Annotated in this window: 21 protein-coding genes; 9 read left to right on the top strand and 12 right to left on the bottom strand. The window is 74.9% G+C overall.

Going from position 1 to position 20,651, the window contains the following annotated elements:
- The first annotated feature begins 41 nt into the window (after positions 1–41).
- From JS756_RS05005 to JS756_RS04995, 3 genes are read left to right on the top strand one after another with little or no spacing between them, the layout of a single operon-like run.
- Positions 42–230, top strand: a complete 189-nt coding sequence (locus JS756_RS05005) for a hypothetical protein (protein ID WP_205381678.1) — start codon at positions 42–44, stop codon at positions 228–230.
- Complete coding sequence (locus tag JS756_RS05000; protein WP_205381677.1) at positions 227–586, top strand: hypothetical protein; 360 nt, start codon at positions 227–229, stop codon at positions 584–586. The genes JS756_RS05005 and JS756_RS05000 overlap by 4 nt, the downstream gene beginning before the upstream one ends.
- Positions 576–1,502: a YihY/virulence factor BrkB family protein gene (locus JS756_RS04995; protein WP_205381676.1), complete on the top strand. Its 927-nt coding sequence runs from the start codon at positions 576–578 to the stop codon at positions 1,500–1,502. Before JS756_RS05000 ends, JS756_RS04995 begins: the two co-directional genes overlap by 11 nt.
- Here JS756_RS04995 and JS756_RS04990 read toward each other — a convergent pair.
- The 10 genes from JS756_RS04990 to JS756_RS04945 form a co-directional block, all read right to left on the bottom strand.
- A complete protein-coding gene (locus tag JS756_RS04990) occupies positions 1,466–2,170 on the bottom strand; it encodes an alpha/beta family hydrolase (RefSeq protein WP_205381675.1) in 705 nt (234 codons plus the stop codon). The two genes, JS756_RS04995 and JS756_RS04990, sit on opposite strands and share 37 nt — an antisense overlap.
- Entirely contained in the window at positions 2,167–2,970 is an 804-nt protein-coding gene (locus JS756_RS04985) for a DUF1295 domain-containing protein (RefSeq protein ID WP_205381674.1), read from the bottom strand. Before JS756_RS04985 ends, JS756_RS04990 begins: the two co-directional genes overlap by 4 nt.
- Entirely contained in the window at positions 2,967–4,280 is a 1,314-nt protein-coding gene (locus tag JS756_RS04980; protein ID WP_205381673.1) for a class I SAM-dependent methyltransferase, read from the bottom strand. The genes JS756_RS04985 and JS756_RS04980 overlap by 4 nt, the downstream gene beginning before the upstream one ends.
- Positions 4,277–5,548 carry an SAM-dependent methyltransferase gene (locus JS756_RS04975; RefSeq protein ID WP_205381672.1) on the bottom strand — a complete coding sequence of 424 codons (1,272 nt, stop codon included), beginning with the start codon at positions 5,546–5,548 and terminating at the stop codon, positions 4,277–4,279. Before JS756_RS04975 ends, JS756_RS04980 begins: the two co-directional genes overlap by 4 nt.
- A complete protein-coding gene (locus tag JS756_RS04970; RefSeq protein ID WP_205381671.1) occupies positions 5,545–6,279 on the bottom strand; it encodes a DUF1365 domain-containing protein in 735 nt (244 codons plus the stop codon). Before JS756_RS04970 ends, JS756_RS04975 begins: the two co-directional genes overlap by 4 nt.
- Entirely contained in the window at positions 6,276–7,592 is a 1,317-nt protein-coding gene (locus JS756_RS04965; protein ID WP_205381670.1) for an NAD(P)/FAD-dependent oxidoreductase, read from the bottom strand. Before JS756_RS04965 ends, JS756_RS04970 begins: the two co-directional genes overlap by 4 nt.
- A gap of 189 nt (positions 7,593–7,781) precedes the next feature.
- Entirely contained in the window at positions 7,782–8,354 is a 573-nt protein-coding gene (locus tag JS756_RS04960) for a dihydrofolate reductase family protein (protein WP_205381669.1), read from the bottom strand.
- A gap of 617 nt (positions 8,355–8,971) precedes the next feature.
- Positions 8,972–9,466, bottom strand: a complete 495-nt coding sequence (locus JS756_RS04955; protein WP_205381668.1) for a MarR family winged helix-turn-helix transcriptional regulator — start codon at positions 9,464–9,466, stop codon at positions 8,972–8,974.
- Between the two features lie 205 nt (positions 9,467–9,671).
- Positions 9,672–11,114 (bottom strand): MFS transporter, encoded by a 1,443-nt coding sequence (locus tag JS756_RS04950; protein ID WP_205381667.1) that lies wholly within the window; start codon positions 11,112–11,114, stop codon positions 9,672–9,674.
- A gap of 42 nt (positions 11,115–11,156) precedes the next feature.
- On the bottom strand, positions 11,157–11,951 hold the full coding sequence (locus JS756_RS04945) for a flavin reductase family protein (RefSeq protein ID WP_205381666.1): 795 nt from the start codon (positions 11,949–11,951) through the stop codon (positions 11,157–11,159).
- A gap of 332 nt (positions 11,952–12,283) precedes the next feature.
- On the opposite strand from JS756_RS04945, the gene JS756_RS04940 reads away from it, so the two are divergent.
- Complete coding sequence (locus JS756_RS04940; protein ID WP_240203314.1) at positions 12,284–12,514, top strand: hypothetical protein; 231 nt, start codon at positions 12,284–12,286, stop codon at positions 12,512–12,514.
- 124 nt (positions 12,515–12,638) lie between these two features.
- A complete protein-coding gene (locus tag JS756_RS04935) occupies positions 12,639–14,183 on the top strand; it encodes an LCP family protein (RefSeq protein WP_205381665.1) in 1,545 nt (514 codons plus the stop codon).
- Positions 14,184–14,359: 176 nt separating this feature from the next.
- Here JS756_RS04935 and JS756_RS04930 read toward each other — a convergent pair whose 3' ends face one another.
- Both JS756_RS04930 and JS756_RS04925 read right to left on the bottom strand, forming a co-directional pair.
- Positions 14,360–14,716: an ArsR/SmtB family transcription factor gene (locus JS756_RS04930; RefSeq protein WP_205381664.1), complete on the bottom strand. Its 357-nt coding sequence runs from the start codon at positions 14,714–14,716 to the stop codon at positions 14,360–14,362.
- Positions 14,717–14,878: 162 nt separating this feature from the next.
- Positions 14,879–15,334 carry a tellurite resistance TerB family protein gene (locus JS756_RS04925; protein ID WP_205381663.1) on the bottom strand — a complete coding sequence of 152 codons (456 nt, stop codon included), beginning with the start codon at positions 15,332–15,334 and terminating at the stop codon, positions 14,879–14,881.
- Positions 15,335–15,825: 491 nt separating this feature from the next.
- Between JS756_RS04925 and JS756_RS04920 the strand changes: the two genes are divergently transcribed.
- The 4 genes from JS756_RS04920 to JS756_RS04905 all read left to right on the top strand — a co-directional run bounded on the left by JS756_RS04920 (position 15,826) and on the right by JS756_RS04905 (position 20,579).
- Positions 15,826–17,574: an FAD-dependent oxidoreductase gene (locus JS756_RS04920; protein WP_205381662.1), complete on the top strand. Its 1,749-nt coding sequence runs from the start codon at positions 15,826–15,828 to the stop codon at positions 17,572–17,574.
- A 146-nt stretch (positions 17,575–17,720) separates the two neighbouring features.
- A complete protein-coding gene (locus JS756_RS04915; protein ID WP_205381661.1) occupies positions 17,721–18,371 on the top strand; it encodes a hypothetical protein in 651 nt (216 codons plus the stop codon).
- A gap of 192 nt (positions 18,372–18,563) precedes the next feature.
- Positions 18,564–19,232 carry a class F sortase gene (locus tag JS756_RS04910; RefSeq protein ID WP_205381660.1) on the top strand — a complete coding sequence of 223 codons (669 nt, stop codon included), beginning with the start codon at positions 18,564–18,566 and terminating at the stop codon, positions 19,230–19,232.
- 195 nt (positions 19,233–19,427) lie between these two features.
- A complete protein-coding gene (locus JS756_RS04905) occupies positions 19,428–20,579 on the top strand; it encodes a SchA/CurD-like domain-containing protein (RefSeq protein ID WP_205381659.1) in 1,152 nt (383 codons plus the stop codon).
- Positions 20,580–20,651 lie beyond the last annotated feature (72 nt).

Below are 20,651 nucleotides of genomic sequence, written 5' to 3'. Positions count from 1 at the left end.
AGGCGGGAGCGGGGCCGGAGGTGGACGGAGATGAGCACACCGTGAGGAGCACACCGTTCGTGGGCACGGTGGCGGGAACGGCGCCGGCGTCCGCCGCCTGGTTCGGCGGGTTCGGCGCCTTCCTGCTGGTGGGTGCGCTGGGCGCGCTCGGCTGGGCGGTCGGCCGCTGGGTCGACGGCGGAGGCCGGTCGACGGACGTGCGGGACCTGTTCGAGCGGAGCCGCCGATGACCGCCGCCGCACAGCGGGGCACCACCACGGTCGCGGAGCGGGCCGTGCGCAGGATCGCCGAGCGGGCGGCGACCGAGGCGCTGCCGATGCCGCCCCGGGCCGCCGCCCCGGCTCCCCGGGGCGCGGTGTCCGTCCGAGGCCGGAGGGCGGAGGTGTCCCTCGGGGTGGCCCTGCCCGGCCCGGCGCCGCTCGCCGAGACGGTCCGCGGCGTGCAGGAGCGCGTGGCGTGCCGTACCCGCGGGTCGACCGGGCTCGACGTGGCGCACACCCGGGTCGAGGTCACCGCGCTCACCCCGCCGGCCTCCCCCGGCGGCACCCCGCGCGCCGCCGCCCGTAGCAGGCCTCATGTCCGCTGACCCGTACGCGGGCGAGGCCCGCCGCCTCCTGCGCCGTACCGTTCGGCTCCGGCCGCCCGCCGCCTGGTGGCCGGCGCTGCGGCGCACGCCGGCGTCCCTGTGGAACGACGACGTCTCCGACTACGCGGCGGCGCTGACGTACTACGCGCTCCTCGCGGTGGTGCCGGCACTGCTGGTCACCGTCCTCGCGTTCGGCATGATCAGCCCGGGTACGGCGCAGCAGTTCGTCACCCATGTGACCGCGTACGCGCCCGCGGAATCGGCTGCCGACCTGCACGCCGTGCTGTCCCGGGTGCTCGACGCGGGCGGCAGCGCCTGGCCGCTGCTGGTCGCCGGGACGGCCAGCGCGCTGTGGTCCGCCTCCAGCTATCTGGCCGTCTTCCGCCGCGCCCTGCACCGCATGCACCGCCTGGAGGACCGGCGTTCGCCCTGGCGCAAGGCGCACCGGATCGTGCTCACCGCGCTGGCCCTGCTGGCGCTGCTCGTGGCCGGCTCGCTCGCCCTGCTGCTCACCGGCCCCCTGGCCGAGGCGGCGGGCCGGGCGCTCGGCGTGGGCGAGACCGCCGCGGTGGCGTGGACCCTGCTGCGCTGGCCGTTCCTGCTGTGCCTGGTGGCGCTGCTGGTGGTGGTCCTCTTCCACACCGGGCCCGTCCCCGCGCGGCGGCGCGTCCACAGCCTGCCCGGCGGGGCGCTGGCGGCCGCGCTGTGGCTGGCCGTCTCCACGGGGTTCACTCTGTACGCGGCCACCCTGAGCGCCTACAGCAAGGTGTACGGCTCCCTCGCCGGTGTCGTCGTCTTCCTCGTCTGGCTGTGGCTGTCGAACCTGGCGCTGCTCTCCGGGGCGCAGTTCACCGCGGAGCTCGGCAAGGCCGCCGCCGGTCACAGCAGCGGTACGGCCCCGGCCGAGGAGGCCTGAGCCGGCAGCGGGTCCGGGTGGCCGCCGGGGTCGAGCAGGTGAGCGACGACGGCGGCAGTGGTGCCGTGCCAGAAGCGGTGGCGGCGCAGCATCGCGTGGTCGCCGTCGCGGACGAGGGCCATCGCCGTCCCGGCCGCCGTGCCGTGCGCCCGGCGGAGGTAGGCGGCCGAGTCGGCGGGCGAGGTGATCCGGTCCCGTTCGCCGTGCAGGACGACGAGGTGACGGCCCGTCACCTGGCGGACGGGTTCCCCCGCCGGCCACCAGGGCGCCAGGGCGAGCACGGCCCGCACCCGCGGGTGTCCGGCGGCGTGCAGGGCGGCCCTGGCTCCCATCGAATGGCCGACGAGGAGCACGGGCACGGGGCCGGTCAGCGCGGCGAGGGCGTCCAGCGCCTCCAGGGTGTCCCGGACGGGGTCGGCGTCGGCACCGTTCCAGCCGCGCAGGCGGTAGCGCACCCGGGCGAGCGCGACGTCCCCGTGCGGCAGGGCCGCCGGGATCACCCGGTCGAAGGGGCGCATGCGCAGGACGGCGGGGTGCCAGGGCCTCGACGGGCGCCGGCTCTCGGCCTGCCCGCCGTGCAGCACCAGTACGGCCGCCCGGGGCCGCGCGGGCAGCAGCCGGGGCACCAGGGCCGCCGCGGGGGCGGCCCCGGCGGGACGCCCGCTCATCGCGTCCTCGGCGGGCGGGGAAGGAACCCGCTGGTGCGGGCCCGGTACCGGGCGTAGCCCGGCCGGCCGGCCATGTGGCGCTCCAGCAGCCGCTTGCCGCTGCCCCGCACCAGCAGCAGGCTCATCACCACCGGGGAGACGACGGAGACGGCGGCGGCCGCCGCGGAGTCGCACGCCGTCAGGAACAGGCCCCACCAGACGCAGAAGTCGCCGAAGTAGTTGGGGTGCCGGGTCCACGCCCACAGCCCGCGGTCCATGATCCGCCCCCGGTTGGCGGGGTCGGCCCTGAACCGCGCGAGCTGGGCGTCGCCGACCGCCTCGAAGCCGAGGCCCACCGCCCACAGGCCCACGCCGGCCCAGGTGAGGAACGACGGCGGACCGGGCACGTACTGCGCCGCCTGCACGGGCAGGGACACCAGCCACACCAGGGCGCCCTGGAGGAGGTACACGGTGCGCAGCGCGTACGCGGTGCGGCTGCCGGGGGCTTTGGCCAGCAGTGCCTCGTAGCGGGGGTCCTCGCCGTGCCCCCGGCCGCGGCGGGCGATGTGCACGGCCAGGCGCAGCCCCCACACGGCGGTCAGGGCGGTGACCAGCAGCCGCCGCGCGGGGTCGCCGTGCCCGGCGGACGCCGCGAACGTCACCACGGCGACGGCTGTGAACCCGATCCCCCAGGCGACGTCCACGACCCGGTGCACGCCCGCGCGCAGCGCCACGGCGAACGTGCCGAGCACGACGGCGAACGCCGCGGCGGCGGCCCAGCCGAGGTTCGCCGCGAACGCGCCCCACGGGAAGCCGCTCACCGCCGCTCCAGGCCCTCGTACCAGCGGTGCGCGGCCGGTGGCATGCCGCTGTCGCCGTCCGGTCCGGGCCGCACGCAGAGGATCTGGTCGACACCCGTCCGCGCCTCCTCGAAGGCCAGCGCCCCGCCGGCCAGGTACAGCCGCCACACGCGTGCGGTCTCCTCCCCCACCAGCCGGACGAACTCCGCCCACCGCTCCTCCAGGGTGCGGTGCCAGGCGCCGATGGTACGGACGTAGTGCTCGCGCAGCGACTCCACGTGCCGGACCTCCAGACCGGCCGCCTCCAGCAGGCCCGTCGTCTCGCCGAGCGGGCGCATGTGCATGTCGGGGGCGATGTACGCCTCGATGAACGGACCGCCGCCGGGGGCGTTGCGGCCCCGGGACATCTGCTGCACCAGCACCCGGCCGCGGGGCCGCACGAGCCGGTGGAGCGCGGCGGCGAAGGCGGGGTACTCGGCGTCACCGACGTGCTCGCCCATCTCGATGGTGGCGACGGCGTCGAAGGCGCCGGCCGCGATGTCCCGGTAGTCCTGGCAGATCACGTCCACCCGCTCGGCCAGGCCGCGCTCGCGCACCCGCCGGTGCACGTACGCCGCCTGCTCCCGGGCCAGCGTCACGGCGGTGACCCTGGCCCCGTGCCGTTCGGCCGCGTGCAGGGTGAGGGACCCCCAGCCGCAGCCGATGTCCAGCAGCCGGGCACCCGGTTCCAGGGCGAGCTTGCGGCAGACCAGCTCCAGCTTGGCGCGCTGGGCGTCGGCGGCCGTGAGAGCGGGGTCCTCACCCGCCCAGTAGCCGCACGAGTAGGCCATGGTGTCGTCGAGGAGCAGCTCGTAGAACGCGTTCGACAGGTCGTAGTGGTGGCTGATGGCCGCCCGGTCACGGGCCCGGCTGTGCAGGCCGCCGCGCAGCCGGGCCTGGGTGGCGGGCGGAGCCGGCGGCGGGCCCGCCACCCCCAGCCGTACGGCCGCGGCGAGCGCCCTGGCCCGGTCGGCGGGCGTCAGCCGGGGCGGGCGCAGCCGCCGCTCCCGCGCGGCGGCCCACATCGTCCGCAGGCCGTCGCCGAGGTCGCCCTCGACGTCGAGTTCGCCGGTGACGTACGCCTGCGCCAGGCCCAGTTCGCCGGGCTGCCACAGCATCCGGCGCAGCGCGCGCCGCGAGCGCACGACGACGACGGGGGCGCCGGCCGGGCCGGTCTCGCTGCCGTCCCAGGCGCGCAACCGTACGGGCAGGGGCCCGCCGAGCGCGTCCTCGGCGAGCGCGGCGAGCCGGTGCGCGGCACCGGACCGGGAGACGGCCTGGACAGGGGTCATCGGACGGAGTCCTCCTTGGTGAACAGGTACTGCTGGACGTCCAGGTAGCCGGAGCGGAAACCGGCCTCGGAGTAGGCGAGGTAGAAGGTCCACATGCGGCGGAAGGTGTCGTCGAAGCCGAGCGCCGCGACCTGCGGGGCGCGTTCGGTGAACCGCTCCCGCCACAGCCGCAGCGTCTCGGCGTAGTGCGCGCCGAACGCGTCGCGGCGGGCCGGGACGAGGCGGGTGTGCTCGCGGACGGTCTCCTCGACGGCCTGCCCGGACGGGATCAACCCGCCGGGGAAGACGTACTTGTGGATCCAGGTGAAGGTGTCGCGGGAGGCGAGCATCCGCTCGTGCGGCATGGTGATGGCCTGGAGCGCCACCCGGCCGCCCGGTGCCAGCCGTTCGTCCAGGGTCCGGAAGTACGCCGGCCAGAACTCGGCGCCCACGGCCTCGACCATCTCCACGCTCACCACGGCGTCGTAGGTGCCGCGGGCCTCGCGGTAGTCGCACAGCTCGATCGTGACGCGGTCCTCGCGTCCGGCCGCGCGCACCCGCTCCCGGGCCAGCGCCCGCTGCTCCTGCGACAGGGTGAGGGAGGTGACGCGGGCGCCGCGCGCAGCGGCACGCAGCGCGAGTTCGCCCCAGCCGGTGCCGATCTCCAGCAGCCGGGTGCCCCCGCCGACGCGGGCCAGGTCCAGCAGCCGGTCGATCTTGCGGTGCTGGGCCGCGGCGAGCAGGTCCCAGGTGGCGGGAAAGCCCCGGAAGAGCGCGGAGGAGTAGCTGAGGGTGTCGTCGAGGAAGAGGGCGAACAGGTCGTTGGACAGGTCGTAGTGGCGGCTGATGTTGGCGCGGGACCCGTCGGGGGTGTTGCGTTCCTCGTGCGGCCGGCGCAGCGCCCACAGACGCCGCAACCGCTGCAGCGGCGCCGGTACCAGGTCGGCGGCGTGCGCGGCGAGCACGGTCAGCGCGGCGACCGGGTCGGGCGCGTCCCACTCGCCGGCCAGGTAGGACTCGCCGAAGCCGACCAGGCCGGCGGTGCCGACACGGGCGTGGAAGCGGTCCGGGTCGCGGACCTCCAGCAGCGGGCCGCCGAGGCCGACGGTGTCCGAGCCGGCGAAGCGGACCCGCAGCGGCAGCCCGCTCAGGGCGCGCCGCACGACTGCCTCGGTCACGGCCCGCCGCGCCCGGGACGCCCGCGGTACGGCCGCGACATCGGGCCAGCGGGCGGGGTCCACGGTGCCGGCGCGCCCGCCCGGTGCGATGCGCGGCTCTGCTGTCCTCATGTCACGTTCTCCGGGGTGCGGTGGTTCTCGGGCCGGGGCTGGACGGGCAGCCCCCGCAGGTACAGGCGGATGCCGTGGGCGCGGATCGCGGCCGACACGGCGAGGGTGGACCAGGGACGGCGCAGCGCCAGCCGGGCCAGCGGCGCCGGGCTCACCGCGCGGCGCGTGCCGCGGACGGTGGCCGTCAGGGCCCGCCCGTCCTCGCGGTCCAGGTGCACGGTGAGGTCCAGCCGCTGCCCCGGCACCGGCACGCGCATGCGGTAGCGGCCGTCGACGGGGAAGAACGGCGAGACGTGGAAGCGCTTCTCGGCGTGCGCGGTACCGGAGGCGTCCGGGTGCAGCAGGTAGGCGTGCCGGCCGCCGTAGGTGTTGTGCACCTCGGCGACCACGCAGCGCAGTTCGCCCGCGGGGCCGTGGCACCAGTACAGGGTGAGGGGGTTGAAGACGTACCCGAACACGCGTGCCTGGGTGAGCATCAGCACGCGCCCGCCGTCCAGGTCCACGCCCTGCCCGGCGAGGAACTCCTCCAGGGCGGCGCGGATCGAGGGCCGGTCGCCGGTGAAGTGGTCGCGGGCGTCGAACCGGGCGAGCGGCCCGAGCGGGCGCGGCAGCCGGGGCGGGCGGTCGACGTCGACGAGCCACAGGTAGGTGCGGTGGCGCAGGGCGTGGCGCAGGGGAGCGCTCCGTACATGGGCGATCGTGCACGGGTACAGGGCCGGTGCGGTGCTCACCACGGCGCTCCGAGTGCGGCGGCGGCCTCGGCGCCGGAGCGGCAGCCGTCCTCGTGGAAACCCCACCCGTGGTAGGCGCCGGCGAACGCGCAGACAGGGCTGTTCAGCGCGGGAAGCCGCCGCTGGGCGGCGACCGACTCCGGGGTGTGGCCCGGATGCTCGTAGACCGTCCGGGCCAGCACCCGGTCGGGCCGCACCCGGTCCTCGCCGCCCAGGGTGACGACGAACGTCTCGGCGGCGTCGAGGCGTTGCAGCCGATTCATGTCGTAGCTGACCCGCACCCGGCCGGCGTCGGCGGAGCACGACGGCATGAGGTAGTTCCAGGAGGCCCGCGCGCCGCGGGCCCGCGGCAGCAGCCGGGTGTCGGTGTGCAGGAGCGTGGCGTTGCGGGAGTACCGGAAGGCGCCGAGCACCTCCTTCTCCTGCGGGGTGGCGTCGGCGAGCAGCCGCAGCGCCTGGTCGGGGTGGACGGCGACGACCACGGAGTCGTAGGTCTCGGTGGTGCCGTCCTCCGCGGTGACGTCCGCTCCGTCGGGGTGGCGCCGGACGGCCCGGACGGGGGTTGCTGTGCGCACGTCGGGTATCCGCTCGGCGATCCGGTCGACGTACGTGCCCGAGCCGCCGCCGACCGTGCGCCACACCGGTGAGCCGCTGACCGACAGCAGCCCGTGGTGGTCCAGGAACCTGAACAGGTAGGCGGCCGGGTAGCGTTGCGCGGTCGCGGCGTCGCAGGACCACACGGCCGACACGAGCGGTGTCGTGAAGTGGGCGCGGAAATAGGCGGAGAAGCCCTCCCGTTCCAGGAATCCGCCCAGGGTGAGCGCGTCGTCGGCGCCCGCGGCGAGCAGCCGTCGGGCGGCGCGATGGAACGCGGGCACCTCCGACAGCATCCGCAGGTAGCGGCCGCGCAGGAGGGAGCGGGGCTGCGCGAACAGGCCCGCAGGGCCGCGTGCACCGGCGTACTCCAGGCCGCACCCCTCGCACCGGACGGACATGCTCATCTCCGACTCCTGCGTGGCGACGCCGAGTTCGCCGAACAGGCGGAGCAGGTGCGGATAGGTCCGCCGGTTGTGCACGATGAACCCGGAGTCGACGCGGTGCGTCCGCCCGTCGCGCGGTGACGTCAGCTCGTGGGTGTGGGCGTGTCCGCCGAGCCGGTCGTCGGCCTCGTACAGGGTGACGCGACGGGTCCGGGCCAGGAGGTGGGCGGCGGTCAGCCCGGCCACCCCCGCACCCAGCACGGCCGTGCGCCGCTCCTCGTGGCAGTCCCGTGGTCCCGGTCCCCGCGACGCCTCCGTGGACGTCCGTGTCATCGCCTCTCCCTCACCGGCCGCGATCAGCTGCTGCTGTCACCTCTGATCCGGAGCGGGTGGCGCACCGGATTGGCCGGAACGGGCATTCCCGGGACGGGACGTCGCGGACGGCCGGGCAGCACCGCGGGCTGCTCCGCGGCGGCGGGGACCGGGCGGGTGCGTCGGGGCAGGACCGGGCGGCGGGTGGGGTCAGCGGACGACGTCGAGGACGTTCTTCTGCACACCGTTGGCGTAGGCCTCGTGCTCGACGAGCCGCAGCTTCTGGGCGTCCTTGTCGGTGGCGCTGAACAGTCGCTTGCCCGCGCCGAGCAGCAGCGGGAAGACGAGCAGGTGGTAGCGGTCGATCAGGCCGGCGTCCGAGAGGCTGTGGTTGAGGGCGGCGCTGCCGTGCAGGATGATCGGCCCGCCCTCGGTCTCCTTCAGCGCGGCGATCTCGTCCAGGGAGCGCAGGATCGTGGTCTCGCCCCAGTTCTGCACCAGGTCGCCCTCGGTGAGGGTGGTGGAGACGACGTACTTCGGCATCGCCTTGTAGTCGGCGAACTCCGCCATGTCCGGCCAGACCGGGCTGAACGCCTGGTAGCTGACGCGGCCCAGCAGCATCGCGGTGGCCTCCTGCTGCTCCCGGCCCTTGATCTCGAAGGCCTCGGGGAGGAACTCGGTGTGCTTGAAGGTCCACCCCGAGTTGCGGTAGCCGGGCTCGCCGCCCGGTGCCTCCACGACACCGTCGAGGGAGACGAAGGCGGTGCTGATCAGAGTGCGCATCTCGGGTACCTCGGTATCTCGTTGGTGACTGCACGACGGGGTTCCGGTGGTGCGGGTGGCCCCTGCCCACGCGGCTGCCGTGCTCCGCTGACGTATCCGACTGCGGAGCACGGGGAAACTCATCGGTCGCGTGCGCCCGAGCGGGAAGCGATCATCGCAGACCCCCGGCCGCTCCCACCCCCGAGGCGGGGCGTGGTGCGCGGGGCACCGGGCCGGCTCCGGATCGGGCGGCGGCCACGAGCCCGCACGGCGCCCGGGCAGAACCCTCCGGGCGCCCCGCTCGCCGACAGGCCGATCCTGCGGTGGTTCCCCGTCGTTCGGCCGTCTGCGGTGCGCCGTCGGCGGATCCTTCGGCCGCTCCGCGCTGCGGGGGCACCCGCCCAGGGCCCGGGCCGCCGCGTTCGGCGCGGTGGGGCCGGCGGCCTTCCGGCCGCGGACCCGCGACCGGGCGCGCGGCGAACGGCACGGGCACCCGCCCGGGCCTCGGCGGCCGGTGAGCGGCATGACTCCGTGCGCCGGGGGACCGGTACGCCCTCGGGTCCGGGCGGGGTGCCGGTGCCCCGCCCGCGAGGTGCGGCGGGCAGCCGTCCCCGGCGTCCCGGCGGGTCCCGGCCGGGTCACTCCTGCGCGGCCGGTTCCCCGAGGTGTTCGGCCAGCTGGAACAGGGCGGGCAGCGCGTGCGTGATGGCCGCCCGCGAGCCCTCGTCGAGGGCGGCGAGCGCGGCGTCGATACGGTGCTCGTGGGCGACGGTCCAGGCGGCGAGCTTCTCCCGGCCGGCCTCGGTCAGGGTGACGACGGAGGCCCGGCGGTCGGCGGAGTCGACGTCCCGCGCCACCAGCCCGGCGTTGATCATCTGCCCGATCAGTCCGCTGACGGTGCTCGGGGCCAGGCGCCGGCGGGCGGCCAGATCGCTGACCCGGGCGGGCGAGTACTCGCCCAGCACCTGCAGCAGTTCCACCTGCGCCATGGGAAGGGTCTCCCACGGGTAGTCGGTGCGGATCGAGGAACGCAGCGCACGACGCAGCCGGGTCACCGCCTCGGTGAGCAGACGGGCCTCCGGCTGGTCCGCGGCGGGACCGGCGGGAACCTCGGTGCGGGACTGCGCAGACATGGACTCAGCGTAGTGCGGCCCTCCCCCGCACGGTCCGACCGTCCGCAGCCCGGACACGGCCCTCCCGGCAGGGTCGCGAACTCCCGGCGCCCCGGCCGGCGGGACCACGTCAGCCGCCCACCCGGCACTCGCCCCATCACCTTCCGGGCCCGCAGCACCGCGGCGCTTCCGGCACCCCGCGCCCCCGGCACCCGGTCCTGCGGGCCTACGCGGCGGACCGCTCCCCGTTCGTGCTCAGCCATGCCGAGGCGACCGCCACCGCCGACGCCGCGACGAGCACGGCCGCCGCCCACCGGGCCCCGGCCTGCGCCCCGCCGCCCACCAGGTGCAGCGCCAACGTGACCAGAGCGACGCCGAGCGCCGTGCCGAGGCCGCGGCTCATGTTCACCAGCCCGCCCCCGGTACCGGAGGAGCGCGCCGGGATCGCCCCCATGATCATGGCGTTGTTGGCCGGGGTGAAGGTGCCCAGCCCGAGCCCCGTCAGGACCAGCACCGGGACCAGCCCGCCGGCCGTCAGGGGCACGACCAGCAGCGCGGTCGTGGCCAGCGTGAACACGCCGGCCCCCACCAGGCAGCGCCCGCGGTCCGGGAGCCCGCGCGGCAGCAGCCGGTCGCCGCCGGTCGCCGCCAGCGCGAACCCGGCGGGCAGCGCAGTGAGGACGAGTCCGGCGGTCAGCTCCCCGGATCCCCGCGCCGTGAGGACGACCGGCACCAGCACCAGCGGCCCGAACAGCACGAGGTATCCGCTCAGCGCCCCCAGGAGCCCGAACGCCACCGCCCGGCGCCGCAACAGGGCCAGGTCCAGCAGCGGGGCGGCGGCCCGCCGCTGGCGCCGGACGAAGGCCCGTCCCGTCCCGGCCGCCACCGCGAACAGCAGGACCGCGCCCCAGCCGGGCACGGCCAGCCCGGAGGCGGCCGACACACCCATCAGGGCACTCGTCGTCGCCGTCGCGAGGAGCACCGGACCGGCCCGGTCGAAGCGTGCCACCGCCGTGCGCGCCCGGGTGCGCGGCAGCAGATAGTGCCCGGAGACCAGCGCGACCAGACCGACGGGCACGTTCACCCAGAACACCCAGCGCCAGCCCAGAGTCGACACCAGGGCCCCGCCCACGGTCGGCCCCAGCGCCAGACCGAGTGCCTGGGCAGCGGCCTGGACGCCCAGCGCGCTGCGCATCCGCTCGCGCGGGGCACTGGTGGTCACCAGCGCCACGCTGTTGGCCTGCATCATGGCCGCCCCGGCCGCCTGGACCACCCGGAACACGACGAGTGCGAGCAGGGACGGGGCGAGACCGCAGGCCGCGGAGGCCAGGGTGAACACGGCGAACCCGTACAGGTACAGCAGCTTGCGGCCGTACGCGTCGGCCAGCCGTCCCGCGGGCACCAACAGGGCGACCAGCGCGAGCAGGTACGCCAGCGACACCCACTCCACCGCCGCCGGCGAGGTGTGGAACTCGGCGCCCAGGCTGCCGTAGGTCAGCGTCACGATGCTGGCGTCCAGCTGACCCATGAAGGCGCCGAAGCAGACCGTCCCCACGGCGAGCCACCAGCTGCCGGGCCGCGACCGTATCCCCTCGGGCCGGGGCCGTTCCGCGGTCAGCAGCCGGGTCCAGCGCCTGCGGGACGCGGGGGGAGTCACAGGGGTGGCCATGCCTCCACGTTATATCGGTCACCGAAATATTTTGCCAGCGTCCTATCTCGGGGCCCCGCTGCCCCACCCGCGCGGCGAGGCTGCACTTCCCGCCCCGCTGGGCGAGGCTGCGTTGTCCGCCTCACGCGACGGCGGTGGGCCGGCCGGCCGCAGGCGGGGAGTGCCGGAGCGGTAGGAGTGGCCGAGCTCCGGGCCGAGGCCGAAGTAGTGGCGGAAGTTGTAGACGAGCGGGCTCCAGGCCGCCGGCTCGATGTGGTCGGTCCCGGGGACGACGATGCGCGGGTCGGCGTGCACCGTGCGCACCTGCGCCTCGACGATCACGAACGCGCCGCAGGCGTCGGGCCGGATCCGTTCGGCCCGCGCCTCCAGTTGCAGGGGGCAGCCGTCGACCCGCGGCGGACGGACCGTGTGGGAGGGGCGGCTGCTCAGGCCCGCCGCGCCGAACTTGTCCGGCTCGAAACGGCAGCCCGCGTGCTTGGTCGCGGGGACGGGGTGGCGGCCGGTGAGCGGGGCGAGACGCTCGACCGCCCGCCACTGGCTCGGGGCGGCGACGTTGACCACCAACTCCGGGCGGGCCGCGAGGTTCTGCGCCGTCCGCCCGTCCGGGCCCAGGCCGAGCACGACCGTACGTCCCAGGGCCCACGCGGAGGAGATCGGCGCCAGGTTGGGCGAGCCGTCCGGGTTCTCGGTGGACAGGAGGACCACCGGGGTGCCGAAGTACAGCACGCTCGGCGCCACGGTGACCCACGGGTCGGTGCCGGATCCCGTCCGGACGTCGGGCTCGTCGAGGGGGTCGGTGCCGGAACCGGTCCGGTCGAGGGGCTCATCGGTCTGCATGCCGGAACGGTAGGAGCGGGGCGTTTCGGCGGAGACCGAAACGTCCCGCGACGCGGCCGCCGGGGGCGGAGCGCCCGGTGCGCACCGACGGGGGCTCGACATCGTCGGACGGCCGTCGGGCCGCGCGCGTTCCCGCGGACCGCGGTTCCCTCCCGCCGGCGAGGCTCCGCGCCGCGGTCGGATCGACCTGCGCAAGGCGGCAGACCGCGGGTGAGAACGGGTTCCGCCGCGGGCGCGATGCGCGGCGGAACCGGTCGGGCACCCGGGTGCGGAGCTCTCGCGTGAGCCGGCTCACACCCTGGGGAAAGTTGCGCGACCTTTAAACTGTCCGGGTGACGACGACCGACGTGACGGGCTGGGAGACCGCGGTTCTCGACGGCGGACCGGCGAGCGGACTGCACATGAAGGTCTCCGGCCGCCCCCGGGTGATCCAGGTGACGTACCCGTGCCGGATCGAGGGGGCACCGCCCGGGGTGCGTGCGGACGGGGTCCACGTCTACCGCCGCGACTACGGCGTGACGGACGAGCCGCTCCGGTACGGCTTCGACATAGCAAGCCCGTGAGGTCCGGGCCGCGTCCCGGCACACGCGATGCCCGTCGGGCCCGTGCCGCCTCGTGCGACGACTACAACCTTTGGGTGCGCTCAGCCGTCCCCTCCACAAGTGCAGGACGGACGAGAGCGCCTCGATGACCACGACCAGCGAACAACCCACAGCTTCCCGGCACCGGCGGCGGGCCGACCCGCCCCGCCGCGGCGGATCCCGCGGCGGCGGGGCGGGCGGCGAACGCAAGCGCCGCCCGCTGCGGACGGCGCTGCTCGTCGCGCTCGCGCTGGTCGTGCTCGGCACGGCCGGGCTGGGCTGGATCTACCTGAAGCTGAACGGGGACATCACCACCTTCGACGGCGACGGGCTGTCCAAGAACCGCCCCGAGGCCGGCTCGTCCAAGGGCGAGAACGTCCTCGTCATCGGGTCGGACGCGCGCAACGACGGCAACAGCGCCCTCGGCGGCGGCGACAAGACCGACATCGGGCGCTCCGACACCGCGTTCCTGATGCATGTCTACGCGGATCACAAACACGCCGTGGCGGTCTCCTTCCCCCGCGACTCCCTGGTCGACGTTCCCCCGTGCAAGCTGCCCGACGGCACGTGGACCAAGGAGCAGCACCACGCCATGTTCAACTCGGCCTTCGCCGTGGGGGAGACCGAGAAGGGCAACCCGGCCTGCACCCAGAACACGGTCGAGGCGATCACCGGCATGCGGGTGGACCACACGATCGTCGTGGACTTCAAGGGCTTCGCGGCGCTGACCGACGTCGTCGGCGGGGTGGACGTGTGCCTGCCGAACGACGTGTACCAGCGGGACCTCAACCCCAAGCGCGCCACGCGGGGCGACATCATCTTCCACAAGGGCGAGCAGAACGTCTCCGGGCAGAAGGCCCTGGACTACGTCCGCCTGCGGCACGGCATCGGCGACGGTTCCGACATAGGGCGGATCAAGCGCCAGCAGGCCTTCGTCGGCAGTCTGATCAAGCAGATCAAGAGCGAGGGCCTGACCACCACCAAGCTGCTGCCCCTCGCCGAGGCCGCGACCGGTTCGATGACCGTCGACCCGGGGCTGGGCACGGCGGACAAGCTGATCTCCTTCGCGCTGTCGCTGAAGGACGTCGACCTGCACAACACCAAGTTCGTCACCATCCCGTGGCGGTACGAGGGCGAGCGCGTCGCCGTCGTCGAACCGGACGCCTCCGAGCTGTGGGCGGCCCTGAGGGCCGACCGCACCGTCGACGGCACCGACGCCAGCGGCGCCGCGGGGAAGGCCTCGCCCTCCCCCGCCGCCTCGCCGGCCCCCGGCGCCACGGTCTCCGGCGACGGCATCGCGGTCGCCGTCTACAACGGCACCGCCGAGGGCGGCCTGGCGTCGGACGCGGCCTCGCTGCTCACCTCCCACGGCTTCACGGTCACCGGCACCGGGAACGCGCGCAGCCAGGACCACGCCACGACCGTGATCCAGTACGGGCCGGGCAAGGAGTCCGAGGCCCGGACCGTCGCCGGGCTCTTCCCCGGAGCCGAGCTCCAGTCGATCGGCGCCGCGCGGGTCAACGTGGTGGTGGGGCAGTCGTACACCGCGTCCTCCGGTGCCTCACCGGTGCCCACCGCCGTGCCGTCGTCGGTCGCGGACCACGCCCGTTCCGCCGACGACGACGTGTGCTCCAACCTCTCGTACGGCTGACGGGGACCGGTCGGGGCCGGCACCGGGTCGGGTCCGGGGCCGGTCCCGGAGCGAGGCGGGTACGGGCTCGGCGCGCGTCACGGGCGTACGCGAGGTCGGGCCGGAACACACGGCTGCGGGGTGGGGCCGATCGGGACGGCAGCGGCTCGCCCGGCGCCCCGCCCCGAGCGGTCCGGTCAGCCACCGGCCGCGCGCAGCGGTTTCGCCGGGTCCTCGGGCACGCGGGCGGTCAGTTGCCCGACCATCACCCGCACCACGGTCACCATGTCGGGGTCGTGGACGAAGTAGATCTGCCGCCTGCCCTCCCGCCGGGAACCGACCAGACCGGCCAGCTTCAGTTTCGCCAGGTGCTGGCTGACCGCCGGCAGCGCGCCGCCGACCCGGTCGGCGAGCCTGCTGACGTCGCTCTCGCCCTGGGCCAGCGCCCACATGATGTGCAGCCGGGCCGGGGAGGCGAGCAGTCCGAACGCGGCGGCTGCCTGGGCCAGGACCTCCGCGGACGGGTCCCGGTCGCCACCGACGTGCTCCGCCACAGTGCTCTCCCGATCCACCCGGATCCCAGCCGACGCCCCCGCGGCCACCCAGTGTAGGTGCCGGCCGGTCGCACGGCACCGGGCCGTTCGGCCCCTCGACCCGGCCGGAACGGCGCCCGGCACCCGGTGGCGACTGCGCCGCGCGACCGCCGCAGGGCGGTCTCAGAGGTCGAACTCGTGCGGCGGCAGTTCCAGCGCGAAGCAGGCATCCCGCACCACGGCCCGCTCGGTGGCGTCGAAGTCGCCGTCCGCGCCGCCGATGACGATGCCGATCTGGATGACGGCGCGGGCCTCCGCGGGCTTCTTCTTCGCCTTGGCGACCTCCTGGAGCACGCTGACCCGGCCGAAGTCGAAGTCGGCGGTCAGCTTGTTCAGGTTGTCCTCGAAGCGGCGCTGGAGGTCGTCGGCGGGGAAGTTCTGCAGCACCTCGTTGCTGAAGATGAGCTGTGCGACCCGCTGCCGCTCGGACGGGTCGATCTTCCCGTCGGCGGCCGCGACGAGCGCGCACATGGCCATGCTGGCGTCGCGGAACGCGCCGCTCTTCAAGTCGTTCTTCTTCGCCACCAGCTGCGTCTGCATCTGCGACGCCGAATCCTTGATGCGGTCCCACAGGGCCATGCCGACTCCCATCGCTTCGGGGCAGCCAGGTCGCGCACACGGGCGGGCCGGGCGGCCGGTTCACTTCCACCCTGCTGCGCCGGGCAACAGGATCACCGGGTCCACCTCGGGTGGACCCACCACGATCAACGTCCCACGGAACCGCACCGTTCCCGCGGACCGGCGCACCCACCCGCAGCCGGAGCGGGGCATCACCCCCGGCCGGACCAGCGCACCCACCCCCGCCGGACCGGCCCGTCGTCCCCGGTGCAAGCGAACGCATCGTCCCCGGCCCGAGCGGCGCATCGTCCCCGGCCCGAGCGGCCGGGAAGTCGCCGGTCGCGCCCCGGCCGGCCGGGGCCGCGGGGCACTGCGACGTCCGGCGCAGCCACCGGTCCTCAGGACCGGTGAAGCGGGTGAAGCCGTGAGGCACCCCTCGCCGTGCGGGGCATGGATGGAGATCCCCGGCCGGACACCGCCGAGCCGGTGAACGCGACGCCTGGAGGCGAGTGATGAACGAACGTCCCGAACCGGCCGAACCGGCCGACGCCACACCGCACAGAGTTCCGGTCCTCATCGTCGGCGGTTCCCTGGTCGGCCTGTCGACCTCGCTGTTCCTCGGCCGGCTGGGCGTACCGCACCTGCTGGTCGAACGCCACGCGGGAACCTCCCACCACCCCCGCGGACGCGGCAACAACGTCCGCACGATGGAGCTGTTCAGGGTGGCCGGGACCGAGCCGGCGATCCACCGGGCCGCCGCCACCCTCGCCGACAACCACGGCATTCTCCAGGCACCCACCCTCGTCGGCGACGCGGGCGAGTGGCTGTTCCGGGAGATCGACCCGGGCGGCGGCCTGGCCCGCTTCAGCCCGAGCTCCTGGTGCCTGTGCAGCCAGAACGACCTGGAGCCGGTCCTGCTCGACCGGGCCGTCGCCCTCGGCGGCGATCTGCGCTACTCCACCGAGCTGCTCTCCTTCGAGACGCACCCGTCCGGTGTCACCGCGGTGGTCAAGAGCCGGAAGACCGGCGAGCACACCACCGTCCACGCCGACTACCTGGTGGCCGCCGACGGCCCGCGCAGCCCCGTCCGGGAGCAGCTCGGCATCGGCCAGAGCGGCCCGGGCGAGCTGTTCCACAACGTCAGCGTCACCTTCCGGTCCCGAGGGCTCGCCGACGTCGTGGGCGACCGCCGGTTCATCGTCTGCTACCTGACCGGCCCCGGCGCCGACGGCGCGCTGCTGCCCGTGGACAACCGGGAGAACTGGGTCTTCCACGCCCCCTGGCACCCCGAACAGGGCGAGACCCTGGAGGAGTTCACCGACGAGCGGTGCGCGGAGCACATCCGCCGCGCGGTGGGCGTCGCGGACCTCGACGTGCAGATCACGGGCAGGGCCCCCTGGCACGCCGCCCAGCGCGTGGCACGCAGCTACGGCTCCGGCCGGGTGTTCCTGGCCGGCGACTCCGCGCACGAGATGTCTCCCACCGGCGCCTTCGGCTCCAACACCGGCATCCAGGACGCCCACAACCTCGCCTGGAAGCTGGCCGCGGTGCTCGGCGGCTGGGCCGGCAAGGGGCTGCTGGAGACGTACGACGCCGAACGCAGACCGGTGGCCGAGGCGACCAGCGCCCGCGCCGCCGCCCGGTCGGCCGAGCACAGCCACCCCGGGTTCGCCCCGCCGCCCGGCGCCGGCAGCGGTCCACAGCGCGGCATCCTCAACGTGGCCCTCGGCTACCGCTATCCGCGCGGCGCCGTCGTCGGCGCCGATCCCGCGGCGCCGGTGGTGCCCGAGCGCCTCGACCTCACCGGTGAACCCGGCAGCCGGGCACCCCACCTGTGGGTGCGTCACCAGGGCGGCCGACTGTCCACGCTCGACCTGTACGAGCGCTCCCTGGTACTGCTCAGCGACGCCGACGAGGGACGGGGATGGCACCGGGCCGCCCTGCGCCTGGCCGAGGAACTGTCGGTGCCGCTCGCCTCGCACCGCTTCGGTGCCGGCGCCGACGGCGGGCTGGTGCCCGAGGACGGCATGGACTGGGCCGAGTGCCACGGGACGACCCGGACGGGTGCCGTGCTCGTCCGCCCGGACGGGTTCGTCGCCTGGCGGTCGCCGGCCGCGGATCCGGAACGTCACCGGGACCGGGCCCCCGACCACGGGCGGGACCGGGACCGGGCCCCGGACCGGGCCGGGCAGCGGATCTCGGACGCGGACGCGGATTCGACGCTGCGTCAGGTCCTGACCACCCTTCTGGACCTGTCCTGAACGGCATGGCGCGAGGCGGGCCGTCACCCGCCTGAGCGCCCCGAGTGGTGGCGCGCGCGAGGCTGCCTGACGGTGGTTCACATCAGGGCCGGGTCATCTCAGCTGACGAAGAACCAGCTGCCCGGCCTTGGTGGAAGGAACCTCAGATGCGCTCTGCTCGCATGATCCTGGCCACGGCGGCGGCTTCTGCCGTCCTCACCCTCGGCGCCCCCGGCGCCTGGGCGGCAGGAGGCGACTGGAACCACGACGACTCCTCCTCCAGCAGCGACTCGTCGCAGGGCAAGGAGCACGGCAAGGAACACAAGAAGGACGGCGACCACCCGCACGGCGGCATGCACACCGGCGGCGGCGCCCTGACCTCCATCACCGCCGACAACTGGGGCAAGGAACACAAGAAGGACGGCGACCACCCGCACGGCGGCATGCACACCGGCGGCGGCGCCCTGACCTCCATCACCGCCGACGACCGGGGCAAGGAACACAAGAAGGACGGCGACCACCCGCACGGCGGCATGCACACCGGCGGCGGCGCCCTGACCTCCATCACCGCCGACGACCGGGGCACGGCCCGCGACCCGAAGCACGACCCGGAGACCTACAAGGACAAGGGCGACTCGGGCCGCGACGACAGCTCCTGGGGCAAGGAGGAGCACGACAACCCGCACGGCGGGATGCACACCGGCGGCGGCGCGCTGGCCTCACCGTCGGTGACCGCGGGCGGGCTGGCCGTCCTGGGCGTCGCCGGCGCCGGCCTGTTCGTCGCCCGCCGCAAGAGGACCGCAGCGGGCGTGGCCTGACCATGTCCTCCGACATAGCCGCCGGGGCCGCCACGAGCGCCGCGTGGCGGCCCGGCCGGTATCCGCAGTCCCCCTCCCCCGGCCTCTCCGGGCCTCTCCGAGTGCCCGCCCCTCCCCGGGCCCCTCGTACTTCCCCCGGGCGCCCTCCCCGGGCGCCTCCTCCGCTGCCGCGTCCGAATGAGGTGGTTCTCGATGGCAGCCCCCGCTTCCTCCGATGCCGGCGGTGATCAGGTGCCGTCCGAGCGTCGTTCCCGCATGAGCCTGACCATGGTGTGTGCGGCGGGCCTGCTGGTCCTGACGGCCGTCCGGCTCGGCGGCCACGAGCCCTCGCCCGCCGTCACCGACAGCGCGCCCCGGCCTCCGGCCGCCGGGCAGAACGCGGTCCCCTACGCCGGCACCGTCAGCCGGATGCCCCGTTCGACGCCCGTGCGCCTGATCATCCCGAAGATCTCGGTGGACGCCCCCTTCACCACCCTCGCCCTCGGCGCCGACGGTCACCTCCAGCCGCCACCGGCCCACGACACGAACCTGGTCGGCTGGTACGGCGCGGGCGCGTCCCCCGGCGAGCGGGGCACGGCGATCATCGCGGGGCACGTCGACACCACCACGTCGGCCGCCGTGTTCGCCAACCTCAACGAGCTCCGCAAGGGCGACGTCTTCCGCATCGAGCGGGCGGACGGCCGCACGGCGTCCTTCGTCGTCGACGACGCGGAGACCTTCGCCAAGAACGACTTCCCCGACGAGCGGGTGTACGCCGACAGCGACCAGGCTCAGGTCCGCCTCATCACCTGTGCGGGCGCATACGACCACACAGCCAAGGACTACACGGAGAACCTGGTGGTCTTCGCCCACCTCCTGTGACACGCCGTCTCCGCAGTCACCCGCGCAGTTCCCACGAGTCGCGCGCTTCCGGGGACGGGCACAGGATCGAGCCACGCAGCCGTCCGCAGCCGACCGCAGTCGACTGGGCATCGCGACCGTCGTGGCGCGCGCCCGTCGCTGCCGCCGCCCGCTCCGCGGCCGGCGTCCCTCCCCCGCGAAGGAGATGTCCGCAGGATGACCACCACGTCCTCAGCCCCCGCAGACCTGCTGACCCGCCAGGTGTCGCAGCGCGTCTCGCAGTCCGTCTTCGACGGCTCCCGCCTCCGTGTCGTCCTCCTCGTGGACGTCTACGACGGGGCACAGCAGCAGTTCCTGGAGGCCTACGAACAGCTGTGCAACCAGGTCGCGTCGGTCCCCGGGCACGTCAGCGACCAGCTGTGCCAGTCGATCGAGAACCCCTCCCAATGGCTCATCACCAGCGAGTGGGAGAGCGCCCCGCCGTTCCTCGCCTGGGTGAACAGCGAGGAGCACGTGCAGATGGTGGAGCCGCTGCACAGCTGTGTCAGGGACACCAGGTCGCTGCGGTTCAACGTCGTCCGGGAGACCGGCGGCCCGGCCGCGGACGCCGCCGCCGGCGACCGCCGGCTCCAGGCGGCGCCGCGGATCGGCGACGGCGTGATCCGCCACGCCCTCACCTTCACCGTGAAGCCCGGCAGCGAGAAGACCGTCGCCAAGATCCTCGCCGACTACGCCTCCCCCGAGCCGAAGGTCGACGACACCACCCGGCTGTGCCGCACCTCCCTGTTCATGCACGGCAACCGGGTGGTCCGCGCCATCGAGGTCCGCGGCGACCTGCTGGCAGCGCTGCGCCACGTCGCCCGGCAGCCCGAGGTGCGGGCCGTGGAGGAGGCCATCAACCCCTACCTGGAGCACGACCGGGACCTCGACGACCCGGAGTCCGCGCGGGTGTTCTTCACCCGGGCCGCGCTGCCCGCCGTCCACCACGTCACGGCGGAGCAGGACGACCCGCGGGCCGAGCGGCACGCCCTGTACTACCCGGCCCGGCCCGAACAGGGCATGCGGCTGGCCGAGCTGCTGGCCCAGCACGACGCGGCGGCAGCGGAGGACACGCACAGCCCCGTCCTGCGCAGCACGATCTTCCAGCGCGACGACGTCGTGGTGCGGCTGATCGACGTGCGCGGCGGCCTGAACGCCGCCGGCCCCGCGCCGGCCCTCGGCCCTCTCGACCCCGCGCAGGCGGCGGAGCTGACGACCCTCCTGGACGACGCCGGCCCGTCGGCGGCGCAGGACGGCGACATCACCCGGCGGCTGCTCGACCTCGCCCGCATGACCCCCGTCACCGACCGCCGCTCTCCCGACGCCTGACCGGGCGCCGGGACTCCACCCCCACGGGCGGGGGCGGCCAAGGACCCACGTCGACACAGCACACGATCGGAG

This window comes from Streptomyces actuosus (assembly GCF_016921115.1).
Lineage (GTDB): Bacteria > Actinomycetota > Actinomycetes > Streptomycetales > Streptomycetaceae > Streptomyces > Streptomyces actuosus_A.
This window is presented reverse-complemented; position numbering and strand designations above follow the sequence as displayed.

Coding starts and splice junctions, on each gene's coding strand:
- JS756_RS05000 (WP_205381677.1), top strand. CDS start 227: ATGACCGCCGCCGCACAGCGGGGCACCACCACGGTCGCGGAGCGGGCC.
- JS756_RS04995 (WP_205381676.1), top strand. CDS start 576: ATGTCCGCTGACCCGTACGCGGGCGAGGCCCGCCGCCTCCTGCGCCGT.
- JS756_RS04990 (WP_205381675.1), bottom strand. CDS start 2,170: ATGAGCGGGCGTCCCGCCGGGGCCGCCCCCGCGGCGGCCCTGGTGCCC.
- JS756_RS04980 (WP_205381673.1), bottom strand. CDS start 4,280: ATGACCCCTGTCCAGGCCGTCTCCCGGTCCGGTGCCGCGCACCGGCTC.
- JS756_RS04975 (WP_205381672.1), bottom strand. CDS start 5,548: ATGAGGACAGCAGAGCCGCGCATCGCACCGGGCGGGCGCGCCGGCACC.
- JS756_RS04965 (WP_205381670.1), bottom strand. CDS start 7,592: ATGACACGGACGTCCACGGAGGCGTCGCGGGGACCGGGACCACGGGAC.
- JS756_RS04960 (WP_205381669.1), bottom strand. CDS start 8,354: ATGCGCACTCTGATCAGCACCGCCTTCGTCTCCCTCGACGGTGTCGTG.
- JS756_RS04955 (WP_205381668.1), bottom strand. CDS start 9,466: ATGTCTGCGCAGTCCCGCACCGAGGTTCCCGCCGGTCCCGCCGCGGAC.
- JS756_RS04950 (WP_205381667.1), bottom strand. CDS start 11,114: ATGGCCACCCCTGTGACTCCCCCCGCGTCCCGCAGGCGCTGGACCCGG.
- JS756_RS04945 (WP_205381666.1), bottom strand. CDS start 11,951: ATGCAGACCGATGAGCCCCTCGACCGGACCGGTTCCGGCACCGACCCC.
- JS756_RS04935 (WP_205381665.1), top strand. CDS start 12,639: ATGACCACGACCAGCGAACAACCCACAGCTTCCCGGCACCGGCGGCGG.
- JS756_RS04925 (WP_205381663.1), bottom strand. CDS start 15,334: ATGGCCCTGTGGGACCGCATCAAGGATTCGGCGTCGCAGATGCAGACG.
- JS756_RS04920 (WP_205381662.1), top strand. CDS start 15,826: ATGAACGAACGTCCCGAACCGGCCGAACCGGCCGACGCCACACCGCAC.
- JS756_RS04915 (WP_205381661.1), top strand. CDS start 17,721: ATGCGCTCTGCTCGCATGATCCTGGCCACGGCGGCGGCTTCTGCCGTC.
- JS756_RS04910 (WP_205381660.1), top strand. CDS start 18,564: ATGGCAGCCCCCGCTTCCTCCGATGCCGGCGGTGATCAGGTGCCGTCC.
- JS756_RS04905 (WP_205381659.1), top strand. CDS start 19,428: ATGACCACCACGTCCTCAGCCCCCGCAGACCTGCTGACCCGCCAGGTG.